18 protein-coding genes are annotated in these 18,737 nt (G+C 70.3%); 11 read left to right on the top strand and 7 right to left on the bottom strand.

Translation table 11 applies throughout. The features are described from left to right. Positions 1-7: 7 nt before the first annotated feature. Positions 8-1,069, bottom strand: coding sequence for a YbhN family protein (locus ACFY3D_RS27875; protein WP_389984506.1), 1,062 nt, complete (start codon positions 1,067-1,069; stop codon positions 8-10). A gap of 54 nt (positions 1,070-1,123) precedes the next feature. Next, positions 1,124-1,981: a PIG-L family deacetylase gene (locus ACFY3D_RS27880; protein ID WP_350945277.1), complete on the bottom strand. Its 858-nt coding sequence runs from the start codon at positions 1,979-1,981 to the stop codon at positions 1,124-1,126. 35 nt (positions 1,982-2,016) lie between these two features. Here ACFY3D_RS27880 and ACFY3D_RS27885 point away from each other — a divergent pair, with 35 nt between their 5' ends. Beyond that, positions 2,017-3,249, top strand: a complete 1,233-nt coding sequence (locus ACFY3D_RS27885; protein ID WP_389984509.1) for a glycosyltransferase family 4 protein — start codon at positions 2,017-2,019, stop codon at positions 3,247-3,249. A gap of 273 nt (positions 3,250-3,522) precedes the next feature. Here the strand turns inward: ACFY3D_RS27885 and ACFY3D_RS27890 are convergent, their stop codons facing one another. Then, positions 3,523-3,918 (bottom strand): hypothetical protein, encoded by a 396-nt coding sequence (locus tag ACFY3D_RS27890; RefSeq protein WP_389984512.1) that lies wholly within the window; start codon positions 3,916-3,918, stop codon positions 3,523-3,525. A gap of 133 nt (positions 3,919-4,051) precedes the next feature. Between ACFY3D_RS27890 and ACFY3D_RS27895 the strand changes: the two genes are divergently transcribed. Further along, positions 4,052-5,392 (top strand): APC family permease, encoded by a 1,341-nt coding sequence (locus ACFY3D_RS27895; protein WP_389984515.1) that lies wholly within the window; start codon positions 4,052-4,054, stop codon positions 5,390-5,392. A gap of 475 nt (positions 5,393-5,867) precedes the next feature. On the opposite strand, the gene ACFY3D_RS27900 is transcribed toward ACFY3D_RS27895, so the two are convergent. Continuing rightward, positions 5,868-7,109 carry a hypothetical protein gene (locus tag ACFY3D_RS27900; RefSeq protein WP_389984518.1) on the bottom strand — a complete coding sequence of 414 codons (1,242 nt, stop codon included), beginning with the start codon at positions 7,107-7,109 and terminating at the stop codon, positions 5,868-5,870. A gap of 98 nt (positions 7,110-7,207) precedes the next feature. Here ACFY3D_RS27900 and ACFY3D_RS27905 point away from each other — a divergent pair, with 98 nt between their 5' ends. Then, positions 7,208-7,582, top strand: a complete 375-nt coding sequence (locus ACFY3D_RS27905; protein ID WP_389984521.1) for an STAS domain-containing protein — start codon at positions 7,208-7,210, stop codon at positions 7,580-7,582. Between the two features lie 88 nt (positions 7,583-7,670). Continuing rightward, positions 7,671-8,036 carry an STAS domain-containing protein gene (locus tag ACFY3D_RS27910; protein ID WP_389984524.1) on the top strand — a complete coding sequence of 122 codons (366 nt, stop codon included), beginning with the start codon at positions 7,671-7,673 and terminating at the stop codon, positions 8,034-8,036. Between the two features lie 77 nt (positions 8,037-8,113). Here the strand turns inward: ACFY3D_RS27910 and ACFY3D_RS27915 are convergent, their stop codons facing one another. Both ACFY3D_RS27915 and ACFY3D_RS27920 read right to left on the bottom strand, forming a co-directional pair. Beyond that, the gene (locus ACFY3D_RS27915; RefSeq protein WP_350945284.1) at positions 8,114-8,851 is read right to left on the bottom strand and encodes a glycosyltransferase family 2 protein; all 738 of its coding nucleotides are present in this window, start codon (positions 8,849-8,851) and stop codon (positions 8,114-8,116) included. A gap of 320 nt (positions 8,852-9,171) precedes the next feature. Beyond that, positions 9,172-9,456 (bottom strand): hypothetical protein, encoded by a 285-nt coding sequence (locus ACFY3D_RS27920; RefSeq protein ID WP_350945285.1) that lies wholly within the window; start codon positions 9,454-9,456, stop codon positions 9,172-9,174. A 230-nt stretch (positions 9,457-9,686) separates the two neighbouring features. Between ACFY3D_RS27920 and ACFY3D_RS27925 the strand changes: the two genes are divergently transcribed. The 7 genes from ACFY3D_RS27925 (at position 9,687) to ACFY3D_RS27955 (ending at position 17,162) form a co-directional block, all read left to right on the top strand. Continuing rightward, positions 9,687-11,135: a helix-turn-helix transcriptional regulator gene (locus ACFY3D_RS27925; RefSeq protein ID WP_350945286.1), complete on the top strand. Its 1,449-nt coding sequence runs from the start codon at positions 9,687-9,689 to the stop codon at positions 11,133-11,135. Further along, positions 11,135-12,040, top strand: coding sequence for an aminoglycoside phosphotransferase family protein (locus tag ACFY3D_RS27930; protein WP_350945287.1), 906 nt, complete (start codon positions 11,135-11,137; stop codon positions 12,038-12,040). The genes ACFY3D_RS27925 and ACFY3D_RS27930 overlap by 1 nt, the downstream gene beginning before the upstream one ends. A 23-nt stretch (positions 12,041-12,063) precedes the next feature. Then, entirely contained in the window at positions 12,064-12,507 is a 444-nt protein-coding gene (locus tag ACFY3D_RS27935) for an SRPBCC family protein (RefSeq protein ID WP_350945288.1), read from the top strand. A gap of 57 nt (positions 12,508-12,564) precedes the next feature. Next, positions 12,565-13,311 carry an IclR family transcriptional regulator gene (locus tag ACFY3D_RS27940; RefSeq protein ID WP_389984527.1) on the top strand — a complete coding sequence of 249 codons (747 nt, stop codon included), beginning with the start codon at positions 12,565-12,567 and terminating at the stop codon, positions 13,309-13,311. A 146-nt stretch (positions 13,312-13,457) separates the two neighbouring features. Further along, positions 13,458-14,621 (top strand): 4-hydroxybenzoate 3-monooxygenase, encoded by a 1,164-nt coding sequence (locus ACFY3D_RS27945; RefSeq protein WP_350945290.1) that lies wholly within the window; start codon positions 13,458-13,460, stop codon positions 14,619-14,621. A gap of 362 nt (positions 14,622-14,983) precedes the next feature. Then, positions 14,984-15,640, top strand: a complete 657-nt coding sequence (locus ACFY3D_RS27950; protein ID WP_389984531.1) for a DUF998 domain-containing protein — start codon at positions 14,984-14,986, stop codon at positions 15,638-15,640. 79 nt (positions 15,641-15,719) lie between these two features. Beyond that, positions 15,720-17,162 (top strand): WGR domain-containing protein, encoded by a 1,443-nt coding sequence (locus tag ACFY3D_RS27955; RefSeq protein WP_362899825.1) that lies wholly within the window; start codon positions 15,720-15,722, stop codon positions 17,160-17,162. Positions 17,163-17,408: 246 nt separating this feature from the next. Here ACFY3D_RS27955 and ACFY3D_RS27960 read toward each other — a convergent pair whose 3' ends face one another. Continuing rightward, complete coding sequence (locus ACFY3D_RS27960) at positions 17,409-18,731, bottom strand: RICIN domain-containing protein (protein WP_350945293.1); 1,323 nt, start codon at positions 18,729-18,731, stop codon at positions 17,409-17,411. Positions 18,732-18,737: the final 6 nt, after the last annotated feature.

An 18,737-nucleotide genomic window follows, 5' to 3' on the forward strand; every position in this document is an offset into this window, starting at 1 on the left:
TCCCAATCTAGCGGCTGATCGACTCCTTTTCGGCGGCCGTCGCGGCGTTCTCACGCCTGCGCAGGAAGGTCCAGGCTCCTAGAGCCAGCCCGCCGAAGGGGATTTCGACAGTGTAGGTCCAGAACCCGAAAAGCAGGGCGGCGGCGGTGGCGGAGTCGAGGGGGGCGCCGAAGAAGACCAGCGCGCCGATGGTTCCGGCCTCCATGATCCCGGTACCGCTGGGAGTCACCAAGGCCGTGGTCAGGACCCTGGACAGGGCGAAGGCGGCGATCGACTGCGCCAGTCCGGGATAGGCGCCGGTCGCCTGCAGGCAGACGACGAGAATCAGCCACTGGAAACCCAGAAAGAAGATCATTCCCAGCGTGAGCCCGGCCCAGCGGTCCCTCACGATCTCGGAGGTGTCGGCCCGCAGCTTGGACAGCGCCTCGGAGGCGGAGTGCTCGCCGGGACGGATCCGGCGGGGGAGCAGACGGGTGAGGGCGTCGAGACCGCGACCCAGGACGTTCGCGGCGCGGTCCCAGTACAGGGCGGCGGTCACCACGACGACCAGGCCCAGGATGGAGAGCGCACCCACCCAGCCCGCCCTCGTCACCGTGGGGCTGAGCGACTGCCCGCTGAACAGCAGGGCGACGATGCCCGCCGCGGGCAGCAGGAAGCGGAACAGGGTGTTCCAGATGCCGGTGGTCAGCGTGGAGACCACGACCGCCCGCGCGGGAAACCCCCAGCCCCTGGTCATCGCGAACGTCATCGCCACCCCGGCCGCGCCGCCGAAGGGGAGCAGGTTGCTCACCGCGCTGCCGCCCGCGTTCAGCGTGAGGGCCTGCAGGTGGGTCAGCCCGGGAAGGGAGGCGGTGAGCACGAACGTGTAGGCGAGGAGGCTGAGCAGCCAGACGACGGTCATCAGCGCGACCTCTCGCGGACCCAGCGCGGCGAACTGCGCGCCGATCTGCGCCCAGGAGACGTGCTTGCCCGTCAGGACCGCCACGACCTGGGGCATGAAGAACACGAGCGTGGCGGCGAGTGCCAGCGACACGACCGACAGCCCGACCTGGAACAACCTGCTCTTCATGCGACACGACCGCTCTTCAACCGATACCCCCGACCCAGTCTGCCGCTACCGAACTCATCCTTTGGGAGGAACTTCGAAGGGGTGCCTCAGCCGGGAGCCCAGGGGGGCGTCCCTGCGGACATACCACTCGGTGCCGAAGACGAGGCGGTAAAGAGGCTGGGGGATCTTGAGCATCACCCCGAGGGTGCGGGTGTCGGCGCCGGTGGCCTGGGAGGCGTGGGCGGCCATGCTCGCCCGCTTCTGGCGGGCGAAACGCCGCACGGGGACCCGGTGGGTGATCACCTCGCCGGGGGAGTACGCCCGCTCGAAGGCCCGGATGTCGAGCTGCGGATAGAACCTCCTCGCGAGCCGCAGCCCCCGCAGCAGGGGGTCGCGGTTGACGGTCGCCTCCAGCACGATCGGGGTCTTCGCGATCTCGGCCGCCCTGCCGCCGACCCGGTGCACCTGGACGTGGTCGGGGTGGCCGTAGCCGCCCGCGGGGTCGTAGGTCGTCAGTAGGTCGGCCTTCTCCTCGGTGAGGATGGCGGCGAGCCGCCGGGCGGCCTCCTCGGCGTCGGCGTCGATGAAGGCGTCGTCCGGCCGGTCGTCGGCGATCCCGCCGCCGGGGGCGAGCCCGGAATCGCCGTAGCCGAGGTTCACCACCCGGGCGCAGCCGAGTGCCGCGGCCGACTTGTACAGCTCGGCCATGCGGGCGGCGCCCAGCGCCTCACCGGGTTCGAGGTCGGCCTGGCCTCGCTCACCCGAGGTCGCCACGACGAGGACCACCCGGTGGCCCTCGGCGGCGAGCATCGCCATGGTGCCCGCGGTCAGCAGGGCCTCGTCGTCGGGATGGGCATGAAAGAACACTGCTGTCTTGACGCTGCTGATCAGGCTCACTCCGTTCGCGCGACGCGGATGCGCCCTCAGGGGCACGCAGGCATGATCTCACGCGGGTCTACGCTGGCACGGTGAGGATCCTCCACATCAGTGACTGTTACCTGCCGCGCCTCGGCGGGATCGAGGTGCAGGTCGCCGATCTGATCCGGACGCAGCGGGAGGCGGGCCACGACGTCGAGGTGGCGACCGCCACCCCGGGGGAGAGCCTTCCCGGGGTGCACAGGATCGTCGCGAGACTCCCCTTCGACCTGCCGGTCCACCCGTTCGGTACCGGACACCTGCTCCGCCTGATCGGAGCGCGGCGGCCCGAGGTGGTGCACGTGCACACGGGGGCGGTCTCGCCGTTCGCCTGGATGGGCGTGCGGGCGGCGACCCGCGCGGGCCTGCCCGTGGTCGTCACCGTGCACAGCATGTGGGATCCGGTCACGCGGGCGCTCTACCGGGGGCTGCGGCTGCTGTTCGGGTGGCACCGCTGGGGGCTGGTGGGTACCGCGGTGAGCGAGGCCGCGGCCCTGCCGATCCGCGCGGTGGCCGGGCCCGGGGTGCCGGTGCACGTGGTCTCCAACGGCCTGGACGTCTCCGGCTGGCGCTCGGCGCACCTTCCCTCGGCTTCCCCGCCCCCCTCGGCCCCTCCGGCTTCCCGTGCCTCCCTCGCCGACGACGTGCGAGCCGCGTCCCCAGCGGGACACGTGCCGTCCGAGGCGGGCGTCGATCACGTACCGTCCGAGCGGGAAGGCGGCCCGGTACAGCCGGTGCACGTCGTCGCGGTGGGGCGGCTCGCGCCTCGCAAGCAGCCGGTCCGGTTGCTGCGGCTCCTGCGGGAGGCCCGCGCCCAGGTGCCCGCCGAGACGCCGATGCGGGCGACCGTCGTCGGGGACGGCCCGGCTCGGTCGCAGATGGAGCGCTACCTGAGGGCGAATGGCATGACCGGCTGGGTCTCGCTCCCCGGCCGCTACAGCCGCGACCAGATCCGCGAGCTGCTCGCCTCGACGGACGTGTTCGTCGCCCCCGCGCCCCGTGAGTCCTTCGGGCTGGCGGCACTGGAGGCGAGAGCCGCGGGGGTGCCCGTGGTGGCGCGTGCGCAGAGCGGGGTGGCCGATTTCGTACGGCCGGGCAAGGAGGGACTCCTCGGGCGGACTTTCGAGGACCTGGTCGCGTCGGTGGCGAGGCTGGTCCGCGACCGCGAGTTGCGCGAGTCGATCGCGGCGAACAACCGGGAGACCGAGCCCGTCCACAGTTCCTGGCCCGCGGTGCTCGAAGGCTTCGAACGCTGCTACGAGCAGGCGCGCGCCGGCCGGACCTGAGAGCCGGGCCCCGGATGGGAGGGCCGGTGGACGGGAGACCGAGGCGGGGGCCGGTGTCCGGCGGGACGCCGTCGCGAGGCCGGGCGACAGACGGGTGGCGGACGGGTGAAAACGCGCAAGACCCCTGCCGTGCGGTGGCAGGGGCCTTGCCGGAGATCGTCGGTACGGCCGCCGCGCCGCACTGCCCCCCGCAGGCGGAGCGGCGGCCGTACCTGGAGTGCCTCCTGTCGCCAGGAGGCACCGGTCCCTGGATCGTCCAAGAGGTCCAGGGGGCTAGGCGCAGGCCTCGGCGAGCTTGGTGCTCGCCTCCTGGGCCTTCGTCGCCAGCGACGTCGCGGCCGTCGCGGCCGCGGCCGGGTCGTTCGGGTCGATCTTGACCGACTCGAACGAGGTGGCGAGGTCGGTGAGGGCGGTGGCCACCTCACCGTCGGCCGTGGCCGCGAGCGCCTTGAGGTCGGCGGCGAGCTTGGCGGTGGCGTCGTTGTACTTGGTGAGATCACCGGCGCTCGCCGTGGCGGCGGTGGTGAAGTCCGCGAAGGGCTTCGACCACGCGGCCTCCGTGCAGACCGCGTTGTTGGAGGACGACCCGCCGCAGGCGGCGGTCATCGATATGAGAGCGACTCCCGCTGCGGCGACGGCGAGGCGGCGGGAGGAGAGGGCGCGGAACATTTCTGCCTTTCATTGCATTTCGTGACAGTTGGAACTGTAGGCAGGGTTCCTTGCGGATCACTTTCATGACACTTACAGGAGTGACTCCTGTGACCTGACGTGATTTTGCCCCCGCCGAGGGTAAGTGCGGGGCATGGCTGAGGCGATCGTCGATCCCGGTTCCGGTCAGCACTCGCTCAAGCGGGTCATCGGGCGCAGGGTTCTCCTTCTGTTCGTGGTGGGCGACATCCTCGGTGCCGGGATATACGCCCTGGTGGGGAAGGTCGCCGGCCACGTCGGCGGGGCGTTGTGGGTGCCCTTCCTGGTGGCCTTCGTGCTGGCGGCGCTGACGGCGACCGCCTACGCCGAACTTGTCGGCAAATATCCCCAGGCGGCCGGGGCCGCGCTTTATGCGAACAAAGCGTTCAACATTCCCTTTGTCACGTTCATTGTGGCGTTCGCGGTGTTGATGAGCGGCATCACCTCCGCGAGCGCCGCCGCGCGGGCCTTCGGCGGCGACTACCTCGGGGAGTTCGTCACGCTGCCGGTCGTCGTCGGCGCGTTCATCTTCCTCGGCCTGATCACGCTGGTGAACTTCGCCGGAATCTCCGAGTCCATCAAGGTCAACGTGGTGCTCACGATCATCGAGGCGTTCGGTCTGCTGGTGATCATCGCGATCGGGATCTTCGCCCTGCTGTCCGGTGACGGCGAACCGGCGCGGGCACTGGAGTTCCATCCGGTCAACGGCGCCTTCCTCGGGATCCTGGGCGGCACGGCCCTCGCCTTCTACGCGCTGCTCGGCTTCGAGGACTCGGTCAACCTCGCGGAGGAGGCCAAGGAGCCGCAGCGAGACTTTCCCCGCGCGCTCTTCGGCGGCCTGACCATCGCGGCGGTGATCTACCTGGGGGTCGCGTTCACGGCGACCATGCTGGTCGACACCAGGACGCTGATGGACTCGTCCGGTCCGTTGCTCGAGGTCGTCAAGGTCGCCGGGCTGGCGTTCCCGCCCAAGTTGTTCGCCCTCATCGCGCTGCTCGCGGTGGGCAACACCGCGCTGATCAACATGCTCATGGCCTCGCGCCTGGTCTACGGCATGGCGCGTGAGGGAATCGTGCCCAAGATCTTCGGGACGGTTCATTCGACGAGGTCCACCCCGTGGGTGGCGATCGTCTTCACCGTGGGCGTCGCAGCGGTGCTCGTCGCCACCGGCGACATGAGCGACCTGGCGGACACCACGGTGCTGCTGTTGCTGTGCGTCTTCGCGATAGTGAACGTGGCCGTGCTGATTCTCCGCAAGGACCGTGTCGATCACGATCACTTCCGGGCGCCGAGCTGGATGCCGGTTCTCGGGGCGGTGGTCTGTCTCGTCCTGACGTTGCCGATCACCGGCAGGGACGCGGACGTCTATCTCCGCGCGGGGGTCCTGCTCGCGATCGGTGCGGTCCTCTGGTTCGTCAACCGGTTGTTCCTGTCAGAAGGGCAGGACCCGTCCTGAGGGGGTGCGGAGGTCCAGAGCGATGGGTTTCCGGGGCGGCCGGGGCTTTTGGAGGATAAGAACCTTTTTCATGTGATACTCCCTCTTTGTTGGAGTTTGAGAGAGACTACGTCAACTGACCGACTTTTTCACGGATTTTTTACCCAGCTCGTGTTGATCTGTACCGGCAGGACGGGGTGTGAGTGTGCCGGGCGGCGTGATCGCGCGGATGTCGGGGCCCGAGAGGGCGGGGAAGGGCAGCGAAGGGGAGGTCTGACCTTCGGTGTCCCGGCTGCGGCGTCGAGGGCTCTGTCGTGGCGTTTGGGAGAAATAGTCCGCCATGTCCGCAGACTAGGAGGCCGATGTTTCCGGCAGGGACACCGTTTGTTCCAAGTCCGCGACCTCGGCGGCGATCTCCGGGGCGACGACGGTCCGGTGGCGGCGGCGATGCCGAGGGTGTCGGCGGACTCGGGGAGTCCCGGGAATCCCGGAGGTCTCAGCGGCGGAGCACGAAGGCCTTCTCGTCGTCGCCCACGCCGACCGAGCCCACCGCCCACAGCGTTTCGCTGCCCGGCACCCGGGTCAGGACGGCGCCGCCCACGTCGTCGGTCTCCTCGTACTGCTGGGTGGCGGCGTAGGTGCGAAACAGCGGGCCGTACTCGCGTGACCAGGCGGTGCCGTCGAAGTGGAGGATGAGCGCCTGTCCGGCGTGGTCGGCGTCGACGCCGCTGATCCACACGTCGGAGCCGGAGGCGGTGACCCCGTACAGGCCTCCCCGGGAGACCGGCACCTCGACCCGCGTCCAGCGGGTCCCGTCCCAGCGCATGACGAGCGGCTGCGCCCCCTCGGCACCTCGCGTCTCCGACCCGGTCTCCTGGCCGGTCGAGACCCGTCCGACCGCCCACACCTCCGACGGCGAGACCTGCCAGACCGCGCTGAGACGACCGCCTTGGACCGGCGGCGTCTCCAGGCTCTCCCATGATCCGGCGGTGCCGCGCCAGACCAGCGGGGTGCGGGTCTCGCTCGTTCCCACCGCCCAGACGTGCCCCTGCCCGGAGGTGATCGCCTCGAAGGTGCCCTGCGTGGTCAGCGCGTTGCGGAAACCGCCGTCCGCCCACTCCAGGACGACCGCGCCCGAGGGGCCGTTCGCGGCGAACCACGTGCCGCCGCCTGTCGCGACGTCGGCCAGCCGGTAGTCCTCGGCCACCCCGAAGGGCCGGTGCGGGCTCCACGCCCGCCCGTTCCAGTGCGCGGCGAACGCGCTCGGGCCGTTGCCCACCACCCAGACGTCGTCGGGCCCGGCCGCGCCGACCCCCTCCAGGTGGTGGACGTCGGTCTCGCCGCCCAGGGAGATCTCCCTCCAGCGGCTTCCGTTCCAGCGAAGGACGGCGGGCGTGCCCTCCCGGTCCTCCGCGCCGTCCTGGTATCCGACCGCCCAGGCGTCGCGGGGCCCGGTCGCCACCACGTCGAGCAACGCCGTCGCGCCCGGCAGGTTCGCGCCGCCCACGGCCGTCCACTCGGCGGACGCGGCGACCGCCCCGGTCGCCGCCGGGGTCGCCTGACTCGCCGACGGGGTCTCCGGCGCCGGGTTTGGAGAACTCGGAGAAGGGGAGGCGGGGGCCGGTGAGGCGGTGCCGCCCGGTGCGACGGTGGGTTCGGGCGTCGTGGGGGCACCTCCGCACGCGGCGATCAGGAGCGTACCGACGACCATGACCGCCATCGGGCGCGCTTTCACCATGTCCCCATTGTTCCGCATGCCTTCGCGATCCGGTCGTGCTCCGCGTGATTAGAACCGCCTGGCCGGGGCACCGGGGACGTAGGCGGGAGAGGATGTCGATGGCGAAGGCTGAAGAGGGCGGCAGACTCCGTGTTCGAGCCGACGAACACCGTGATTTCGTCGCCCTGCACGCGGTGGGGGCACTGGACTACGGGTCCTCACCACTGCTGAAGGAACAGGCCGACGTCGCACTGGGAGCGACCGACCCCCCGCGCCTGGTGATCGATCTCACCGAGGTCACCTTCTGTGACTCCACCGGGTACGGCGTGCTCATGTACGCCCTCAACCGCGTTCGCCGGCTGGCGGGCTCGCTCGTTCTCGTCGGCCCCTCCGCCGTGATGAGGCAGCGGCTGAGGCGTCTCGGGGTGGCCGACCTGTTCGACACCCGTCGTACGGTTGAAGAGGCGGTGGAAGCATTTGCCGAGGTGACATGAGTGATCAGGTTTCTCCGCACCAGGGCGATCCGCGCCGTATGAGACAGTTATGGTTGCTTGGGCAAAGGGTCGGTTCAGAAGGTTGGTCATGTTCGTGGGAGATGAGCCGGATTCGGTTTTCACCGCCACATCCGGGCTGCACGGTACGACACTCGTCGTACGGGCGAGCGGAGAGCTTGATCACTACCACACGTCGGTGCTCCGCGAGGAGATGGGAAGGGCCTGGGGCTCCCTGCCCTCACCGAGGCTCATCCTCGACCTGTCCGCCCTGACCTTCTGCGACTCCTCCGGGATCGGTGAGCTGCTCCAGGTGCGTCACCAGGGGCTGAGCAGAGGGGTGCGGGTCATCCTCACCGGCGTTCAGGGCAACCTGGCCCGGCGTCTCAACCTCGCCGGCCTGACCCAGGTGTTCGAGGTGCTCCCCTCCGTGGCCGACGCGCTCGAGGTGGCCTGAGCCCTCGCGAACGGCCCCGGGGCGATGAGAAGACCGGCGCGGAGGAGCGCCGGAGGATCGGCCCGATCCCCGGCGGGTCAGACGGCGGCCTGGGTGGCGTGCTCCTGCCGCAGCCGGACACCGTCGACGCGTCCCTCGCGCTCGCGGAGGATGGTGCGGAGCACCCGCAGGCCGTCGCGGACGGCGTGCAGGTTGCTGGCGCCGTGGATGCGGCTGCGCTCGTGGCTGGGAACCTCGCGGATGACGAGACCGGCCTGGGCGGCGCGGATGTTCATGAGGGTCTCGATCTCGAAGCCGTCGCAGTCGAGGTCGAGCGCGTCGAGGTGGCGGGCCCAGAAGGCGTTGTAGCCGTAGCACAGGTCGGTGTAGCGGGTGCCGTACAGCAGGTTGGTCACCTTGGTCAGCATCGTGTTGCCGAGCGAGCGGATCGGGCTGATGTCGTCCGAGCCTCCGCCGGGGGCACAGCGAGACCCCTTGGCGAAGTCGGCTCCCTCGACCAGCGCGGTCACGAAGGAGTGGATCTCCCGGCCGTCGGTGGACCCGTCGGCGTCGATCATGACGATGATGTCACCGGTCGCGGCGGCGAACCCCTCGGTGAGAGCGTTGCCCTTGCCCTTGCCCGTCTGGCTGACGACGCGCAGCCCGGGCCGCAGGGTCCTGGCGACGGCGACGGTGTCATCGGTGGAGTTGCCGTCGACCAGGATCACCTCGTCGATCCAGGACGGCAGGGTCGCGAAGACGTGCGGGAGGTTCTCCGCCTCGTTCATGGCGGGGACGACCACGCTGACACTGAAAGGAAAAGGGGCGCTGTTCATGGCCACAGGGTTGAACACACCACCTGCAGAACACTTGAAAGCCTCTTGCAAGCCCTCACGTGACAGAGGATCGTGCCTTTTGACCTCCCCTTGGGGGTAGCGGGAGGGTCTCTTCGCCGACCGTTCCAAGGGGAGGCACGACCCGATGCGGATCGTGAGGGCTGTCAGAAGGGGAGCGTGCGACCCGAAGGGCTGCGCAGGTCGAGTGGCACCGGCTCACGGGGTGGACGCGGACGTTGTACGAGCAGGATCCTTTTCACGGTGCCGCTCCATTCTGGGCTTGATCACCGGGTGTTACCCACGCCAGGCCCAAGAATCACCTATCTCCGTATCACATGAAGAACGCTGGCCACGCGTTCCGCGGCCGTCGCGACGTCCTCCGCGTGGCCGATGCGCCCCGCCCAGGACAGCCAGAACCACCACTCGCCGTCCTCCTCGTGGGCGGCGAGCACGTCCTCGGTCCTGGCCGGGGCCATGGGGTTGATCACATGAAGTCGTGGATAAAGCCCTGCGGCCGACCTCAGGCGCACCTGAAAGGCGTGCGCCTCCAACTGGGTGGCCAACCGACGCAGATGGTCGATACCTTCGCCGCGCTCTGTCATCATCCGGATCACTCCTGGCGGACACTGGTGACTTGCCTCTCTGCAGAGTGCGGTTTTGCGGCACTTGAGGCAATCGGTCCCTCCGCAACCCCCTCCGGGAACAGTGGAATAGACCGGAAAGTCGTGGATGTTCCGTGGGGAAACCGCGAATAAACGGAATGCCGCGCACAGCTGCGTTTACGTTGAGGTGCGCGCTTGTTAATGTTGTGTAAACAGCAAGTGGGAGGGGCGCCGTGGCCCGAGGTGAGCATTCGCCGGCATGCGCGCGACGCTGGCGCGAGCAGGCGGCGTCCAGGCAGTGGACCCACTGGCAGACCGCGCAGGCCATTCACGGCTGCTGCGGGGTGAGCCTGCTCAAGGCACACCGGCTGGCCAGGGGCTGGTCGGCCAGGCAGTCCGTTCAGGAACTGGAGGAGCTCTGTGAGCGCCAGGACCTGGGCGAGGCGCGGGCCAGCATCGACCTGCTCAACGCCTGGGAGAACAACCGGGCACGGCCGCGCCCGCAGACCATCGATCTACTGGCTCGACTTTACCGTGCGAACGCCGTCAGGCTAGGCCTGGCCGGAGATTACTGCGAGGACGGCGGGGGCGCCAAGGTCGTGGTCGTCTCCGGTGGCGAGGGCCGCACGCCCTACCAGACGGAGGAGCGGGAACGGTCCGAAGACGACATCGAGCGGCGCGCGCTGTTCCACCACGCCCTGCTCGGCTCACGGTCGGTGATGACCGGCCGGCTGCTCGCCGAGGTCGAGCGGACCCGCCAGGACCTGGACCGTACGCTCGCCGTCTCCACCGTCTCCGAGGAGCAGCTCGACCGGCTCGACGAGCAGGTGCTGCGCTACCGGCGCGAATACATCAGCAGTGCGCCGGTGCCGATGCTCTACCGGCTGATGCTGGAACTGTCGGACGTGCGGACGCTCTCGCTGGCCCGCCAGCCCGCGATGGCCCAGCGCCGCCTGCTCAACGCCACCGTGATGCTGGCGCTGCTCTCGGCCGACGCGCTGATGAAGCTCGGCGACACCCGCCAGGCCCACGCCTGGTACGGCACCGCGCGCAACGCCTCCGACGACATGGGCGACGTGCGGCTGCGCGCCCTCGTCCGGGCACAGCAGGCGATGCTCCCCTACTACTACGGCGACCTCGCCGAGACCGTGCGGCTCGCCCGCGAGGCCAGGATGCTCGCCGGCAGCGCCCCCAGCTCACCGGCGGCGCTCGGCGCGGCGGCGGAGGCGCGGGCGCTGGCACGGATGGGCGAGCACAAGGCCGCGAGGGTCGCGCTGGCCGAGGCGGAGCGCATCTTCGCCAAGATGCCTCCCGAGGGCCACGACCACCTGGCCTTCCGCTTCTCCGAGCGGCGGCTGCAGTTCTACCGGATCGGCACCCTGATCGAGCTCGGCGAGGACGTCGACTGGAACCCGGGACCCGCGGGACCCTCGGTGCCGTACGCGATCGACCCGGTCCTCCTCCTGCTCGACCAGGCCGCGCACCTGGTCCGCGACGGCAAGGTCGAGGACGCCTGCCACCTGGCCGAGAAGGCCCTGCTCCAGGTTCCGCCGGAACACCGCACCTCCATCGTGCTCAACCGAGCGAAGGCGCTGCTGTCGGAGGTGCCGCAGACCAGAAACAGGGCGGCGGCGGTGCGACGTCTGAACGACCTGGTCACCGGCGCGGCGCCGGTCAGCTGATGAACTCGCTCGCCGAGGAGGCGTTCACCGTCTTGCGGGAGGTCTGCGAGAACCTCGGCATCGACCACAGGGACGCGGAGCTGCTGAGGGTGCGCAGCAACGCCGTCTTCAAGCTGCGCAGTGAGATCGTGGTCAGGATCGCCACCGCTCCCAACGCGCTGACCCGGCTGCCGCTCGTCCTCGCGGTGGCCCGCTGGCTCGCCGAGCAGGGGTTCCCCGCGGTGCGCCCGGCCGACGAGATCTCCGAGCAGCCGGTGGTGCACGAGGGCAGGGTCGTCACCTTCTGGCACTACGTCCCGGCGAGCGGCCGTCCCACCACCACGGAGCTGGGCGAGATCCTGCGCAGCCTGCACCTGCTGCCGGTGCCACCGGTGGCGTTGCGGCGTTTCGTCGACCCGCTGTGCGAGGTGCGTCGCGCCGTGGACCGCTCCGAAGAGCTCACCGCCTGCCAGCGGGCGTGGCTGCGCGACCGCATCGCGGAGCTGACGGAGCGCTGGTCGGATCTCGGCATGGACGACTCGCCGGTGCTGCTGCACGGCGACGCGTGGATCGACAACCTGCTGCGCTGCACGGACGGGCACGTGGTGCTCTGCGACTGGGACGGCGTCGCGGTCGGGCCTCGCGAGTGGGACCTGGTCCACACCTACCACGGCCAGCGGCGCTTCGGCCTGACCGCCGCCGACGTGGACGCCTTCGCCGACGCGTACGGCAGCGACCTGCGCTCCTGGCCGGGATACTCCACCCTCATGGAGGTGAGGGACATCTACGCGGTGGGCATCCACATCCGCAACGCCGCCGCCGACCCCTTCTCCCGGCGCGAGCTTCCCCGAAGACTGAATTCCCTCACCCGAGGTGAGCAACATGCCCGGTGGTACATGGCCGAACCCGTTAGTGTCTCCCAGTAAAAATCTTCAAACGGGGGCACAAGATGCCAAAGGTCACACTGCGCAACACTTTCCACGTACAGAACACCGCGGCGGCGGTCCGTGCCCACCTGAGCCAGCCGCAGAGCTACGTGGGCCTCTCGCCGATGGTGGTCGCGGTCAAGGACGTCGAGCAGGGGGAGTCGGAGACCCGCTACACCTCGGTGGAGCGGTTCAGGTTCTTCGGCCTCGTCAAGTACGACAACATGATCAAGGTGACGCTGCGGAGCACGCCGCGGACCGTCGAGGGTGAGGTCGACAGCCCCGGCGGGGTGCGCCTGGACTACCGGTTCACCCTCAGCGAGAAGAACGGGGGCACCGAGGTCGAGGACATCCTCGTGGTGCACGCCTGGGCGAGGCCGATGCTGGGCTACGCCGCGAAGAAGGCCCGCGAGGTGCAGCTCGCCCGCGCCGGGATCCTCGCCGCCCGCCTCGCCTCCGCCTCCTAGGCTCGCCTTCACGATCACCGCCGTGGGGGCGGCGGGTGAGGATCTAGGGTGGGAGACGTGAGGGCGCCCACGGTCACCGGGAAGGTCATGGCCATCCTCGGCGCGTTCCTGCCGGGAGACGTGCGGCTGACACTCACCGAGATCTGCCGTCGCGCCGAGCTGCCTCCCGCCACCGGCCACCGGCTGGTCAAGGAGCTGGCGGAGGGCGGGTTCGTGGAACGGCTCCCCGACGGCTCCTACCGGATCGGGATGCTCCTGTGGCGGATCGGTGCCCAGGCCGCGGAGCCGAGGGAGCTGCGCGAGCTCGCCCTGCCGTACATGGCGGACCTCTACGCCGCCACCCGCGAGAACGTGCAGCTCGCGGTGCTCCGCGACGACCGGGCACTGTACGTCGAGCGACTGCGCGGGCCCACCTCCGTGCCGGTCGTCTCGCGCGTGGCGGGGGAGTTGCCGCTGCACGCGACCGGAGTGGGAAAGGTGCTGCTCGCCTTCGCGGATCCGGAGACGGTGGAGCGGGTGCTCGCCGGAGGGCTCACCTCGCACGCGCCGAACACGGTGGTGGACCCGGCGCGGCTCCGCGGTGAGCTGGAGGAGGTCCGCAGGACCGGGATCGCCTGCACGCAGGAGGAGATGTCGGTCGGCACCTGCTCGGTCGCGGTGCCGGTACGGGGCGCGGGCGGCCGGGTGGTGGCGGCGCTGTCGCTGGTGGCCTGGCGGCACACCGCCGATCCGCGACGGCTGGCACCGGCCGTGCTGACCGCGGCCGCCGCGCTCTCCCGCGACCTCGTCGCCGCGTTCCGCTGAGCGTCCGTCCTCGCCTCACGCCTCCCCGGTTCCTCCTCCCTCCGCCGAGTGCGGCGTTCCTCCCGCCGAGAGGAGCTTTCCTCGTCGCTTTCCGCTGAGCGGAAGGGGGCGGTATGCGCGGGCGGACGGTACGCGATGCTCGACGCATGCGAACTCAGGTCGGGATCGTCGGCGCGGGACCCGCCGGGCTGCTCCTCTCCCATCTGCTGCACCTGCGGGGCATCGACTCGGTGGTCCTGGAGGCGCGGAGCAGACAGTACGTCGAGCAGCGTGTGCGGGCCGGGGTGCTGGAGCAGGGCACGGTGGACGTGCTCAACGAGGCGGGGGTCGGCGACCGGATGCGCGCCGAAGGGCTGCCGCACCACGGCATCGAGCTGCGCTACGGCGGAGCCGGGCATCGCATCGCGTTCGAGAAGCTGGTCCCCGGCAGGGCCATCACCGTCTACGGGCAGCAGGAGGTCGTCAAGGACCTCATCGCCCGGCGGCTCGCCGACGGCGGGAAGATCCTCTTCGACGTCCCCGACGTCGCGCTGCACTCGCTGGAGAAGGACCCCTACCTCACCTTCGGGGGCGAGCGTCTCGACTGCGACGTCATCGCCGGGTGCGACGGCTTCCACGGGGTCTCGCGGACGTCGATCCCCGAGGGCGTCCTGTCGGTCTTCCAGCGTGACTACCCGTTCGCCTGGCTCGGCATCCTCGCGCGGGTCCCGCCGTCGTCCGAGGAACTGATCTACTCCCGTAACGACCGGGGTTTCGCGCTGCACAGCATGCGCTCCGAGGAGATCAGCCGCTTCTACCTCCAGGTGCCGCCGGACGCCTCGCTCGACGACTGGCCGGACGAGCGGATCTGGGCCGAACTGCGGGCACGCCTGGAGACGGTACCCGGGTTCACGCTCGCCGAGGGGCCGATCATCTCCAGGGACCTGTCGGCGATGCGCTCGTTCGTCGCCGAGCCGATGCGCCACGGCAACCTCTACCTCGCCGGGGACGCCGCCCACATCGTGCCGCCCACCGGGGCGAAGGGACTCAACCTGGCCGTCGCCGACGTCCGGCTGCTGACCAGGGCACTGGACGAGTTCTACACGAAGGGCTCCACCGGGCTGCTGGACACCTACTCCGCCGACTGTCTCAGGCGCGTCTGGCGTGCCCAGCACTTCTCCTGGTGGATGACGACGCTGCTGCACACCTTCGACGCCGACGACCCCTACGGGGGACGCCTGCAGACCTCCCACCTCGACTACGTCACCTCCTCGGAGGCCGCCGCGACCACGCTCGCGGAGAACTACGTCGGCCTGCCCTTCGACTCCTGAGCCCGCGTCCCCTCGCGAGCCCACGCCACGTCACACGGGCGGTCCTGGTGAGGAGGCCGCGGGCTCAGGAGAGGTCGAAGGCGACGTCGCCGAGGCGGATCGTCCGCACCATGGGATCGTCGAATTCGTCCGGGACACTCGACGTCGCGGACGAATCGCCTCGCGGGGGCCCGTTCCCGGGGCGGAACCCTGAGGGGGACCGCCCTACCGTCTCGGCTCTTCGCGCAGCTCAGGGGCGTAACGCGGCGAGTGTCCCCGGAGGGCGGGCACCACCGCGTCCCGAGAGACATCCGGGAGCGTTCAGGGGTGGCCGGGGGCTGTCTCCGATGTTCCGGAATCCTGCTCGTCGCCATCGTTGAGGCATGGGAAGTCAGGCGTTCACGGGATCGGCGATGGTCTTCGGTGGTTACGCGGCGATCGGCGCCGGGGCCGCCGCGATGCTCGGGCTGCACGTGGTCACCGGCCTCGATCCGGTGCACACCGTGATCAGCGAGTACGCGTTCGAGGCGGACGGCTGGTTGCTGCCCCTGTCGCTCACGCTCTTCGCCGCCGCGGCGACGATCATCGGGGCGGTGCTGGCCCGGCGCGGGGAGGACCGTGCGGTGGCGCTGCTGGTCGGAGTCTGGGGCCTGTGCATGCTGCTGATCGGAGCCTTCCCCACTGACGAGCCCGGCGTGCCGCTCTCGATGTCGGGTGGCATCCACAGGTACGCGGCGTTCGTGGCCTTCCTCACCATGCCGATCGCGGGGCTGCTCCTCGCCAGGCGGTACGCGACCAGCCCGTACGCCCGCGCGGTCCGGTTGCTCAGCCTGGCCGCGATGGGGGTGCTGGTCCTGGTGGTCCTCCCGTACGTGGTGCGGGTGTTCGGCGTGGACCTGACCAACGACGACATTCCCGCGGGGGTGACCCAGCGGCTGGTGGTGGGCTTCGAGGTGGCGGTGCTGGCCATGCTGGGGATGGTGGCCGGTGCCCGGCGCGGCCGCGTCCGCCGTCCGCTCCCGGCGGCCGCCCGCGCCTGACCCCTTTTCCGGTTTGTTCCCGGTTTGTCGTACGGCTGCCCTACGCTCCCGGAAAGTCGATCGATCGAGAAGGTGGAGCATGGCCGCGCGGAGCACTTACCTGGAACTGTCCGAGGACGGCGGAAGCTCGCACAAGTTCTACGAGGTCGTGGTCGACGGGACCGAGGTGACGATCAGATACGGCCGCATCGGCGAGTCCGGCCAGTCCAAGGCGTCGGCGTTCGCCAATGAGGCGAAGGCGGAGGCGGCCGCCGCGAAGAAGATCAACGAGAAGGTCCGCAGAGGATACGCCCCCGCGGTCCGGGGGGTGCGCCAACGCCGCGCGGTCACCCGGCGCAGCGTGGAGAGCACCCGCTCCACCGCCACCCAGGCGCCGGTGCTGTGGCGCTTCGCCAGCGGCGCGGCGGCGTTCGGCATCTTCGTCGACTCCGAGCGCTGCTGGGTCGGCAACCAGCGCGGCGACGTCTACACCGTCACCCACGGCGGCACCGTCACCGGCCGCTTCAAGCTGCCGGACGGGGTCAAGTGCATCGTCGGCGACGACTTCTGGATCTACGCGGGCGCCGACGACGGCAAGGTCTACGACCTCGGCGGCAAGGTTCCCAGGGTCGCGTACGAGATCGCCGAGGACGTCGACATCTACTGGCTGGACATCCACGACGGCGTGCTCGGCGTCTCCGACCGGGCAGGGCGGATCACCACCATCGACCACGAGGACGAGTTCCAGTGGGCACGCAAGGGCAGGGGCGACTCGGCCTGGATGGTCCGCTGCGACGACGAGGCCGTCTACCACGGCCACTCCACCGGGGTGGCCCGCTACGACGCCGCCGACGGAGCGCCGGTCTGGGAGACGCCCCTCACCGGCGCGGTGCTCTTCGGCTGGCAGGAGGCCGACTCGGTCTACGCGGGAACCTCGCGCTCCACCGTGCACCGCCTGCGCAAGTCCGACGGCGCCTCCCAGGCGGTCTACCGCTGCGACGCCACCGTCTTCTCCTGCGCCACCGCCCCCGGCGGCCGGTACGTCTTCGCCGGAGACAACCACTCCTCGATCTACTGCTTCGACCAGAGCGGCGAGCGCCTGTGGAAGCTGGCCACCGGCTGCGGTTCCGCCTTCTCCATGCAGTATCTCGACGACCGCCTCTACATCGTCACCACCGACGGCACCCTGGCCTGCATCGACGCGACCGAGGAGGCGATCAGGGCGGCCCAGGACGGCACCCTCCCCGAGGCGGTCGACGTCAAGGCGTCCGCCGGGCTGGCGGTGGTGGAGCCCACCGCCGTGCTGGAGACCGTGGTGTTCGACGCCGTTCCGGACACCGGCGACGGCGTGGTGCTCGAATGCTTCCGCGAGGGCGAGCGGCTCCGGGTGCGGGTCGTCAGCGAGGGCTACGACGTGCGGCGGAACGTGCAGTTCCCCAAGGAGGTCAGAGAGGCAGGGGCCCGCTACCTCGTGGAGGGCGTCCGCTTCTCCGAGCGGGGTGGTTTCTACCGCGCGTACGGCGACATCAGGCGCCTGCTCTGATCTCCCGTCGGGCAGGCGTTCACCACGTCGACGAGATCTTGTCATGGTGCCGCGAGGCGCCGGGCCGCCCTGGCGTATCCGGGGAGCTTTTCCCACCCGGGAATGTCGGTACCGAGCATGCCTCCCGAGGCGTCTCCAGCGGATCGGGAGGACGGGGAGGACCCGTCGCGGGCGGCCGGTGACAGCGGGACAGGCCCGGCGCGGGCCGGAACCGAGGGGGACGGTTCCGGTCCGCGCCGGAGCGGGTCAGGACGGGACGTTCCACTTCTGGTTGGCGGTGCCGCCACAGGTCCAGATCTGCAGGCGGGTGCCGTTCGCGCTGGACTGGCCGGTGGCGTCCAGACACTTGTTGGCGGCCGGGTTCACGAGATCCCGGGCCCCGCTGTAGGTCCACCGCTGTGCCGCGGTGCCGTTGCAGTCGTACAGCTGGATGGGCGTGCCGTCGGCGGTTCCGGCGGCGGTGACGTCCAGGCACTTGCCCAGCGCGCGCACGGTGCCGTCGGTGCCCATGGTCCACTGCTGTGCGCCGGTGCCGTTGCAGTCGTAGAGCTGGATGGGGGTGCCGTTCGCGGTGTTGGCCGCGGCGACGTCGACGCACTTGCCGCCGATGCCGGTGATCTGTCCCGTACGGCCACCGCCGGTGGGCGGGGCGTAGACGCGGACGTAGTCGATGGTGAGCTGCTGGGGGAAGGTGGTCGAGGCGTCGGGCGAGCCCGGCCAGTTCCCGCCGACGGCGAGGTTGAGGATCATGAAGAACGGGTGGTCGTAGACCCAGGGGTTGCCCCGCGTGTCGGCGGGGGTCTTCCTGGAGTACTGGACGCCGTCGACGTACCAGGTCACCGCGCCGGGCTCCCAGTCGACGGTGAAGGTGTGGAAGGCGTCGGCGAAGGCCTGGCCCGCGGGGAGGTTGTAGCTGCCGCTCAGCGGGTTGCCCCCCGAGTAGCCGGGACCGTGGAGGCTGCCGAGCACCTGCCCGGGGACGCTGCCGACGTTCTCCATGATGTCGATCTCACCGTTGGCGGGCCACTGGGCCCCTCCGGTGCCCAGCATCCAGAACGCGGGCCACATGCCCTTGCCCCTGGGGAGCTTCATCCGCGCCTCGAAACGGCCGTAGGCGCGGGTGAAGGTCGCGGCGGTGGTCAGCTTGCCCGAGGTGTACTCGCACGAGCCGTACCAGCAGCCGTGTCCGGCGGGGTTGCCCTTGCGGGCGGTGATGACCAGGTTGCCCGCGCCGTCGTGGGCGATGTTCTCGTTGCCGGACGTGTAGTACTGCCGCTCGTTGTTGCCCCAGCCTCCGCCGCCGACGTCCCGGCGCCATTTGGCGTTGTCGGGGCCGGTGCCGGAGGCCGCGTTGAACTCGTCCGACCATACGAGGGGGCCGGGGGCCGGGGCGGCGAGGGCCTGCCGGGTGGCGGTCTGGGCGGCGGTGGCCTGGGCCCCGGCCTGGGAGGGGACGAGTGTGGCGGAGCCGAGGGCGAGGAGTGTCGCGGCGAGGAGGCCGCCGATCCGCGCGAACCGCGTCCGCGCGGGGCGAGGGCCGGTGGGGGGTGCCGGGCTGGTGACGATCATCGGCTG

The sequence above is a fragment of the Streptosporangium sp. NPDC000509 genome (assembly GCF_042898365.1).
In the GTDB taxonomy this organism is placed as follows: Bacteria; Actinomycetota; Actinomycetes; order Streptosporangiales; family Streptosporangiaceae; genus Streptosporangium.

What these genes read in the sequence shown, in the direction of transcription:
- ACFY3D_RS27950 (WP_389984531.1), top strand. Translation starts at nt 14,984, where the DNA reads ATGGGAAGTCAGGCGTTCACGGGATCGGCGATGGTCTTCGGTGGTTAC.
- ACFY3D_RS27935 (WP_350945288.1), top strand. Translation starts at nt 12,064, where the DNA reads ATGCCAAAGGTCACACTGCGCAACACTTTCCACGTACAGAACACCGCG.
- ACFY3D_RS27900 (WP_389984518.1), bottom strand. Translation starts at nt 7,109, where the DNA reads ATGGTGAAAGCGCGCCCGATGGCGGTCATGGTCGTCGGTACGCTCCTG.
- ACFY3D_RS27920 (WP_350945285.1), bottom strand. Translation starts at nt 9,456, where the DNA reads ATGATGACAGAGCGCGGCGAAGGTATCGACCATCTGCGTCGGTTGGCC.
- ACFY3D_RS27960 (WP_350945293.1), bottom strand. Translation starts at nt 18,731, where the DNA reads ATGATCGTCACCAGCCCGGCACCCCCCACCGGCCCTCGCCCCGCGCGG.
- ACFY3D_RS27895 (WP_389984515.1), top strand. Translation starts at nt 4,052, where the DNA reads ATGGCTGAGGCGATCGTCGATCCCGGTTCCGGTCAGCACTCGCTCAAG.
- ACFY3D_RS27955 (WP_362899825.1), top strand. Translation starts at nt 15,720, where the DNA reads ATGGCCGCGCGGAGCACTTACCTGGAACTGTCCGAGGACGGCGGAAGC.
- ACFY3D_RS27910 (WP_389984524.1), top strand. Translation starts at nt 7,671, where the DNA reads ATGTTCGTGGGAGATGAGCCGGATTCGGTTTTCACCGCCACATCCGGG.
- ACFY3D_RS27875 (WP_389984506.1), bottom strand. Translation starts at nt 1,069, where the DNA reads ATGAAGAGCAGGTTGTTCCAGGTCGGGCTGTCGGTCGTGTCGCTGGCA.
- ACFY3D_RS27945 (WP_350945290.1), top strand. Translation starts at nt 13,458, where the DNA reads ATGCGAACTCAGGTCGGGATCGTCGGCGCGGGACCCGCCGGGCTGCTC.
- ACFY3D_RS27890 (WP_389984512.1), bottom strand. Translation starts at nt 3,918, where the DNA reads ATGTTCCGCGCCCTCTCCTCCCGCCGCCTCGCCGTCGCCGCAGCGGGA.
- ACFY3D_RS27915 (WP_350945284.1), bottom strand. Translation starts at nt 8,851, where the DNA reads ATGAACAGCGCCCCTTTTCCTTTCAGTGTCAGCGTGGTCGTCCCCGCC.
- ACFY3D_RS27905 (WP_389984521.1), top strand. Translation starts at nt 7,208, where the DNA reads ATGGCGAAGGCTGAAGAGGGCGGCAGACTCCGTGTTCGAGCCGACGAA.
- ACFY3D_RS27930 (WP_350945287.1), top strand. Translation starts at nt 11,135, where the DNA reads ATGAACTCGCTCGCCGAGGAGGCGTTCACCGTCTTGCGGGAGGTCTGC.